A 6,963-nucleotide genomic window follows, 5' to 3' on the forward strand; every position below is an offset into this window, starting at 1 on the left:
GAATGTGCTAAACTGTTCTTGTCCTTCATGGGACGCCTCCTTCAATGATTTGAGTAAGTGGTCGGGAAACCAACTTTATCTTATCATGAAGTGAGGCTTTTTTTGACCCCACGCTGAAAGCTATCCTTAACCCCCGGCATAGCCGGGGGTTTTCAAAGTACAGAAGAAAAAAGGAATCATATCAGCTGATGTGATTCCTCCACTTCTCTTAATTTAGTTAGCCACAGGATAAACAGAAACTTGCTTTTTGTTTTTTCCTTTACGCTCGAAACGAACAACGCCATCAACTTTAGCATAAAGCGTGTCATCTCCACCACGACCAACGTTTTCACCTGGATGGATTTTAGTTCCGCGTTGACGGTATAAAATTGATCCACCTGAAACGACCTGACCGTCTCCACGCTTAGCGCCTAGACGTTTGGATTGAGAATCACGACCGTTGGAAGTAGACCCTCCACCTTTTTTCGTCGCGAAAAACTGTAAATTCATTTTCAACATGATTTTTGCACCTCCATTACTTATTGTCTGAGGAATGGACTGTCATATAGTCTCCATACTCTTCCTCCGTATTTTTCAAGGAAAGATGCAGACTATTCATCAATATTTGAGCTGTTTCCATTTGCTTCTGACTCAAACCTTCGGGCAGCGAGAACTTCAGAAAGCCTCCCTGATCATCAGCCGACACGATATCTGGCGATATCTTACCGATCTCTATCAGACTGTTCACTGTACCGATACTCAATGCTGAGACGGCGGCGCACACGATATCCTGACCATAAGGACCGGAATCAGCATGTCCAGTGACTTCCACTGAAGAGATATGCTCATTTTCAAACTGGAATAGAATATTGATCATTACAGAACCGCTTCCCTGTTTGTATTAGTTGGTTTTAATTGATTTGATTGTTACTTTTGTATACGGCTGACGGTGACCTTGCTTGTTGTGAGAGTCTTTTCTGCGACGGTATTTGTAAGTCGTAACTTTCTTACCGCGACCTTGTTTTTCGATAATTGCTTCAACTGAAGCACCTTCGATAAACGGACTTCCTACAACAGTGCTGTCTCCACCGACGAACAATACTTCTCCAAATGTTACAGTATCGCCAGATTCTCCGTCCAGTTTTTCGACAAAGATTTCCTGACCTTCTTCAACTTTGAACTGTTTGCCGCCTGTTTTGATGATTGCATACATACTTGTTGCACCTCCTTATAATTTTGAACAAAGCATAATACGCCCTATTCCTGCACTTAGACTCGCCGTTATAAGTGGCATTAGCTCTTAAATACTTATATACGAGCGGTTGTAGCTGTGGTGCGTCACAAATACAACATTAATATCATATCAAATAAGACATAACGAGTCAACGTTTTTTGTCGAAAAGCTTTTTCCAAAATGACTGTTTCTCTTCTTTAAGAGACATCAGCGGAACAGTGTCTCCCAGAAGACGTCTCGCAATGTTTCTATACCCTTGTGACGACACATGATCCGGATCCAACACTACTGGATTCCCTTTATTTGAAGATCTGACGACTTCATCGTCTTCAAAAATGATTCCCAACAGTTCTACTGATAGATGGCGGGTGATTTCTTCTATATCCATCACTTCACCCTTTTGCATCATTGACTTTCGGATTCGGTTAATGATCAGTTTCGGCTGCTGGATCGATGTCTGTTCGATCAGCCCGATGATTCTGTCTGCATCTCGGATTGCTGACATTTCAGGCGTTGTCACCAGAATAGCGTCATCGGCTGCAGCTATAGAGTTTTTGAATCCTTGTTCGATTCCTGCTGGACAATCGATCAGCACAAAGTCATAATCTTTTTTAAGTTCGCCGATCAGATCTATCATCTGTTCTTCATTGATAGCATTCTTGTCAGCGTGCTGAGCAGCTGGAAGCAGGAAAAGCTGATCATTGAAGCGCTTGTCTTTTATGATAGCTTGATGAAGTTTTGCTCTTCCTTCGACTACATCAATAATATCGTAGATAATTCTATTCTCAAGACCTAAAATAACATCCAGGTTACGAAGTCCTATGTCCATATCCACTAGACACACTTTTCTGCTTTGAAGGGCCAGAGCTGTTCCTATGTTTGCAGTGGATGTCGTTTTTCCTACTCCGCCTTTACCTGATGTAACAACAATTGCTTTTCCCATTTAAAATAAACCTCCTGAGTGTTTCCCTATTTCTGGTCGTATAGTTTTCAAGTAATGCAGAGAACCGACCTCTATGATATGTAAATCATTCACGTAAACAAATTGGATGTCCTCTGACTGTACAAGGTTTTCATCTCTGTTCTCAATGACATGTACATTTCCGCCAATCCTCACTTGTGCGTTATACTTGAAATTCGCCAGGACTATGGCATTTTCATTGCCTTCAAATCCTGCATGGGCGATCCCTTTCAATTCTCCGATAACAAATATACTGCCCGTTGCCCGAACTGTTCCACCTGGATGGACTTGACCTATAAGCAGCAAATCACCATCAGCTTCAAGAATTTGACCGCTTCTGACTGTTCTTACTTCAAGCTTTGGGCGTGCTTCTCTGGCACGTTTCTGAGCATCTTCGATCGAAATAACATCGGATTCGTATGAACTGATTTTAAAATGCTCATCCTCAATGATATAGCTAATCTGTTTTTTTTCGTCAGCTGACAGCAGCCTGTTCCCAGTGTCAACAAAAAAAATCAGCTCATGTCCTTTCTGAGTATCCTTTTTCAGTTGAACTGTAAGTTCTTTCAGCTGGTCAACTACTTCTTCAAAGGAAGCTGAAGCGTGCAGGATAATCTGAAACCCTCCCGTTCTTCCCTTTAGTGTTACAGCATTCTTCATTGGCTCCACTCCTCATTATCTGTAGCTTATACTGGATTTCGATTTATCCTTGTTATCTTTTCTGTCAATACCCATGCTCTGAATGACGTACTTCAATGGTAGAATAAGGAACACTGCGATGACAGTGTTGAACAGCAGCGAGGCTGACAGTCTGCCTGCCATAAAATTCTGTACTCCCATAGTAGTTAAGTCCAGCACGGTATAAATTCCGAAAACAAAAAACTCAAGAAAAGTAATCATGATGATGGAAACAAGCAGGATAATTAAATAGGTCGTATCGAATATTTTTCTCAATTGCATGACAAAATAGGCTATAAGTGTCAGACCGGCGATGTATATTCCCAGAAGGCCTGAAAAATAGCTGTCGTAAATGAAACCGAAAACAACTGTCAGGATGATCATATGTCTCGGTTCAAGGTAGAATGCAAGCATAATCACTACTAATACAAATAACCTTGGAGACATAAACCCGAAGGGAACGTTTAGCTGTTCAGTAAACAGCGCAACGATCAGCCCATCGGTCAGCAGCGAGAAAAATAACAGGACAATAGGAATGACAACTCTTTTCCACTGTTCCATACTATTCCCCGCTTTCTGCAAGTCTATTTATAATTGTAACAAATCTGATATTTTCAAAATCTGCTGCCGGGTTTACAAAGACTTGCTGAGCCAGCCCATGAGCATCCATAGTCACTTCTTCAACTTCTCCTATAACTAGACCACGAGGAATCACGCCTCCCAGTCCAGAGGTTGTAATCAGCTCGCCTTCTTCGATTTCGATTGTGGAGGTAATCTGAGACATGACCAGTCTGTCGCTACTGCTGTCATACCCACTGATCAGTCCATAAACAATTTCTTCTTCCATAATAATTTCGGAAGAGACCTGATTTGCTGTCTGATCGATATTTGTCAGAAGGACAACCTTGGAGCTCGTAGGATTGACTTCAGAGATCCTTCCAATAAGACCGTTGCTCGACATAACTGGCATTCCAACTGCGACGCCATCCTGGCTGCCCCTGTCAACCACAATCTGATCGACCCAATTATCCGGATTTCTTGAAATAACAGTACCTGAAATGGTCCGGTAGTCTGTCAGGGAGCTTTGTAATTCAAGTTCTTCTCCCAGCCTCTGATTTTCATCCCTCAAGACATTGATTTCAGCCTGTCGTTCGTAGATTTTGTCTATTTCAATTTTCAGTCTCTGATTTTCTTCATAAGTATTCTGTAGATCGTTAACTGATTCAAAAATCCTTGTTACTGCATTGGCAGGTCGGATAAAAACACGTCCCAGAACTGCTGTAATATCATTAGCTGCCTGCTGCAGAAACGGTGTATTGTCTCCGGTTCTCAAAGATATTGAAATAAGAGAAACAAAGAGTATTACACTGATGAGCAGAACGATCATTTTCTTGTTTGTAAAAAACTGGTTCACTTAAAACACCTCTTATAATTAACTTCGACTATTTTACCATATATTTAGATTTTATCGTAGAGGCAGTTGCATAAGATTTTACTTAATGCATGTCTTGTCCTGTTCAACAAACAAGCGGGAAGATGCCTTCCCGCTTGTCAGTTTACTTATTTATCTCGATCGTTTTTTGTAAAGGTCAAGGTGATTCAGAGCTTCCCCAGTACCAATAGCTACACAATCAAGTGGGCTGCTTGCTACAAATACAGGCACTTCGGTTTCTTCCGCAATAACATCACTTATGTTTTTAAGAAGAGCTCCGCCACCTGTCAATACAATTCCTCTATCGATCACGTCTGCAGAAATTTCGGGAGACGTATCTTCTAATGTTGCTTTTACAGCAACTATTATGCCATCGATCACTTCTTTTATCGCTTCAGAAACATCTTCCGCAGGTATAGAGATTGTTTTAGGTAAACCTGTAAGTAAGTCCCTTCCTCTAATATCCATGTTATCATGGGCTCTAGAAGCTTCAACAGATGCGCTACCCCGTTCTATTTTGATTGCTTCGGCTGTACGCTCACCTATCAGCATGTTGTATTTACTTCTGATAAAATGAATGATCGATTGATCCATCTGATCTCCAGCCATTTTGATTGTTCGGCTGCTGACGATTCCACCTAGAGAAATAGTGGCCACATCAGTCGTTCCTCCACCAATGTCTACCACCATGCTTCCTGTGGGTTCATTGACTGGCAGACCGGCACCAATGGCAGCTGCAAACGGTTCTTCTATCAGAAAGGCATCTTTAGCTCCAGCCATCCTTGTTGCATCAATGATCGCTCTTTTTTCAACTTCAGTTCCTCCTCCGGGAACACAGACGACCACATTGGGCTTCGAGGCACGTTTTCCGACAGATTTTCCTATAAAGTATTCCATCATAGCTGCAGTGGTATCGAAATCAGCGATCACTCCATCTTTCATCGGACGGATAGCTACGATGCTTCCGGGTGTTCTACCAATCATCTTCTGTGCATTTTCGCCAACTGCAACAACCTCATCAGTCTGTTTATCTTTAGCAACAACTGAGGGTTCCCCCAGTACTATTCCTTTTCCTTCTACGAAGACATTAGTATTTGCAGTCCCCAGGTCAATTCCAATATTCTTTTTTCTAAACCAAAACACTTAGAAAATCTCCTTTCAAAAATCAAAGCATACATATTTAATTACTATTGAATAGTATTCATTATGCTATTGTACCTTTTTATCTCAAAAGATGCACTATAAGACTTTGACTTTATTTTAATTTTAATATTTGAAACGATTCGTTACATTATCAGGGCTCACTAAAAAACCGGGCAAGCATTATGCCTACCCGGTCGAAAATTCAATTAGAGTTAATTACGCTTTTTCTACGTTTGCAGCTTGTGGTCCGCGTGCGCCTTCTTCGATGTCGAAAGTAACAGCTTGACCTTCTTCTAGAGATTTGAATCCTTCTTCGTTAATAGCTGAGAAGTGTACAAATACATCGTCTGCACCTTCGCGCTCGATGAATCCAAAACCTTTTTCTGCGTTAAACCATTTTACTGTACCGTTTTCCATGTTACAAATTCCTCCTCGTGCCTAGTGCACTATATATTTCACATTATTGCTATAGGTACGAATCGGAATGTTGTTACACATTACTTTTTTCTTTCCCTAACAAAATGCTAAATTCATATTAACATGGCTATTTTAATATTGCAAGGATAATGCTCCATTTATTTAAAAAGATATGATGCTTCTTTACCGACTGTTACAGCGCTCCCATTTCTTTTAAACTGATGTAGGAATTATCTCCAATAATAAAGTGATCCAGCAGTTCTATTCCTATCAGTCTTCCTGCTTCGGACATTCGTTGAGTAAATGAAAGATCAGCATCAGAAGGTTCAGGATTTCCGGATGGGTGATTGTGTGCAATGATGAGTCGTGCTGCCGAACATTTTATGGCAGCTTTGAAAATCTCCCTTGGGTGCGCCACAGACGAATTTAGAGATCCTTTAAAAATTGTCTCCTTTTTTATGATTTCATTCTTTGTATTAAGTAAGAGAGCGACCACATGCTCCTGCTGAAAATCCTTTAGTTCGTCCAGCAGAATCTGTCCAATGTACTGGCTGGATGTGACCGCTCCTTCTTTGACGATAGGTGTATGTGACATTCTTCTTCCCAGCTCAATGGCAGCAAGCAGTTCCACAGCTTTAGCCTTTCCAATCCCCGGAATCTCCATCAGTTCCTCAAGTGAAGCATTCTTCAGCATGTACAAGTCATCAAAGTGTGAAAAGACTTGTAGACTTAATTGCAGCACATTCTGATCTCTAGTCCCTGTTCTTAACAATATAGCCAGCAGTTCATGATTGGCCAGCGCTGACTGACCATATTCTTTCAGCCTTTCTCGCGGACGGGATTCGACAGGCAGATCTGTAAATTTTTGCATAGATAACATCCTCCTTAATCGAGTAGGAGATAAATGATTAATTCATTTATCGTCCTCTCACACCACCGTACGTACGGTTCCGTATACGGCGGTTCAATATCTTAAGTAAGCAGACTCTGCCAGGTCTCGTAGTGAAACTACGTTCCACCGGTAGAGTCTTTTCGTTGTAAGCACCCAATGAACTTCAGGTGTTTTTGACAGTCTCCAGTATTTCTTTCTGGAGTAACCAATGCGTTTAGCACTGTCCA

General features: G+C 41.3%; 10 protein-coding genes and 1 other annotated feature. All 10 genes read right to left on the bottom strand.

Annotation, left to right across the window (positions count from 1 at the left end; all coding sequences use genetic code 11):
- Positions 1 to 213: 213 nt before the first annotated feature.
- The 10 genes from rpmA to radC all read right to left on the bottom strand — a co-directional run bounded on the left by rpmA (position 214) and on the right by radC (position 6,724).
- Positions 214 to 498: a 50S ribosomal protein L27 gene (gene rpmA, locus ACYQ4S_RS10185; protein ID WP_091478941.1), complete on the bottom strand. Its 285-nt coding sequence runs from the start codon at positions 496 to 498 to the stop codon at positions 214 to 216.
- A gap of 16 nt (positions 499 to 514) precedes the next feature.
- Entirely contained in the window at positions 515 to 856 is a 342-nt protein-coding gene (locus ACYQ4S_RS10190; protein WP_346024871.1) for a ribosomal-processing cysteine protease Prp, read from the bottom strand.
- A 24-nt stretch (positions 857 to 880) separates the two neighbouring features.
- Positions 881 to 1,192: a 50S ribosomal protein L21 gene (rplU, locus tag ACYQ4S_RS10195; protein WP_346024870.1), complete on the bottom strand. Its 312-nt coding sequence runs from the start codon at positions 1,190 to 1,192 to the stop codon at positions 881 to 883.
- Positions 1,193 to 1,240: 48 nt separating this feature from the next.
- Positions 1,241 to 1,313: a sequence feature (ribosomal protein L21 leader region), on the bottom strand.
- Between the two features lie 48 nt (positions 1,314 to 1,361).
- The gene (minD, locus tag ACYQ4S_RS10200) at positions 1,362 to 2,156 is read right to left on the bottom strand and encodes a septum site-determining protein MinD (protein ID WP_346024869.1); all 795 of its coding nucleotides are present in this window, start codon (positions 2,154 to 2,156) and stop codon (positions 1,362 to 1,364) included.
- Positions 2,157 to 2,834 carry a septum site-determining protein MinC gene (locus ACYQ4S_RS10205; RefSeq protein WP_346024868.1) on the bottom strand — a complete coding sequence of 226 codons (678 nt, stop codon included), beginning with the start codon at positions 2,832 to 2,834 and terminating at the stop codon, positions 2,157 to 2,159.
- A 15-nt stretch (positions 2,835 to 2,849) separates the two neighbouring features.
- Complete coding sequence (gene mreD, locus ACYQ4S_RS10210; protein ID WP_346024878.1) at positions 2,850 to 3,413, bottom strand: rod shape-determining protein MreD; 564 nt, start codon at positions 3,411 to 3,413, stop codon at positions 2,850 to 2,852.
- A gap of 1 nt (position 3,414) precedes the next feature.
- The gene (mreC, locus tag ACYQ4S_RS10215) at positions 3,415 to 4,266 is read right to left on the bottom strand and encodes a rod shape-determining protein MreC (protein WP_346024877.1); all 852 of its coding nucleotides are present in this window, start codon (positions 4,264 to 4,266) and stop codon (positions 3,415 to 3,417) included.
- Between the two features lie 150 nt (positions 4,267 to 4,416).
- Positions 4,417 to 5,427, bottom strand: a complete 1,011-nt coding sequence (locus ACYQ4S_RS10220; RefSeq protein WP_346024876.1) for a rod shape-determining protein — start codon at positions 5,425 to 5,427, stop codon at positions 4,417 to 4,419.
- A gap of 216 nt (positions 5,428 to 5,643) precedes the next feature.
- Entirely contained in the window at positions 5,644 to 5,844 is a 201-nt protein-coding gene (locus ACYQ4S_RS10225) for a cold-shock protein (RefSeq protein WP_034302391.1), read from the bottom strand.
- Between the two features lie 193 nt (positions 5,845 to 6,037).
- Positions 6,038 to 6,724 carry a RadC family protein gene (gene radC, locus ACYQ4S_RS10230; RefSeq protein WP_091267001.1) on the bottom strand — a complete coding sequence of 229 codons (687 nt, stop codon included), beginning with the start codon at positions 6,722 to 6,724 and terminating at the stop codon, positions 6,038 to 6,040.
- Positions 6,725 to 6,963: the final 239 nt, after the last annotated feature.

It is taken from the genome of Alkalibacterium sp. s-m-28 (assembly GCF_054658175.1).

Coding starts and splice junctions, on each gene's coding strand:
- ACYQ4S_RS10225 (WP_034302391.1), bottom strand. CDS start 5,844: ATGGAAAACGGTACAGTAAAATGGTTTAACGCAGAAAAAGGTTTTGGA.
- radC (WP_091267001.1), bottom strand. CDS start 6,724: ATGTTATCTATGCAAAAATTTACAGATCTGCCTGTCGAATCCCGTCCG.
- mreD (WP_346024878.1), bottom strand. CDS start 3,413: ATGGAACAGTGGAAAAGAGTTGTCATTCCTATTGTCCTGTTATTTTTC.
- ACYQ4S_RS10190 (WP_346024871.1), bottom strand. CDS start 856: ATGATCAATATTCTATTCCAGTTTGAAAATGAGCATATCTCTTCAGTG.
- rpmA (WP_091478941.1), bottom strand. CDS start 498: ATGTTGAAAATGAATTTACAGTTTTTCGCGACGAAAAAAGGTGGAGGG.
- rplU (WP_346024870.1), bottom strand. CDS start 1,192: ATGTATGCAATCATCAAAACAGGCGGCAAACAGTTCAAAGTTGAAGAA.
- minD (WP_346024869.1), bottom strand. CDS start 2,156: ATGGGAAAAGCAATTGTTGTTACATCAGGTAAAGGCGGAGTAGGAAAA.
- ACYQ4S_RS10205 (WP_346024868.1), bottom strand. CDS start 2,834: ATGAAGAATGCTGTAACACTAAAGGGAAGAACGGGAGGGTTTCAGATT.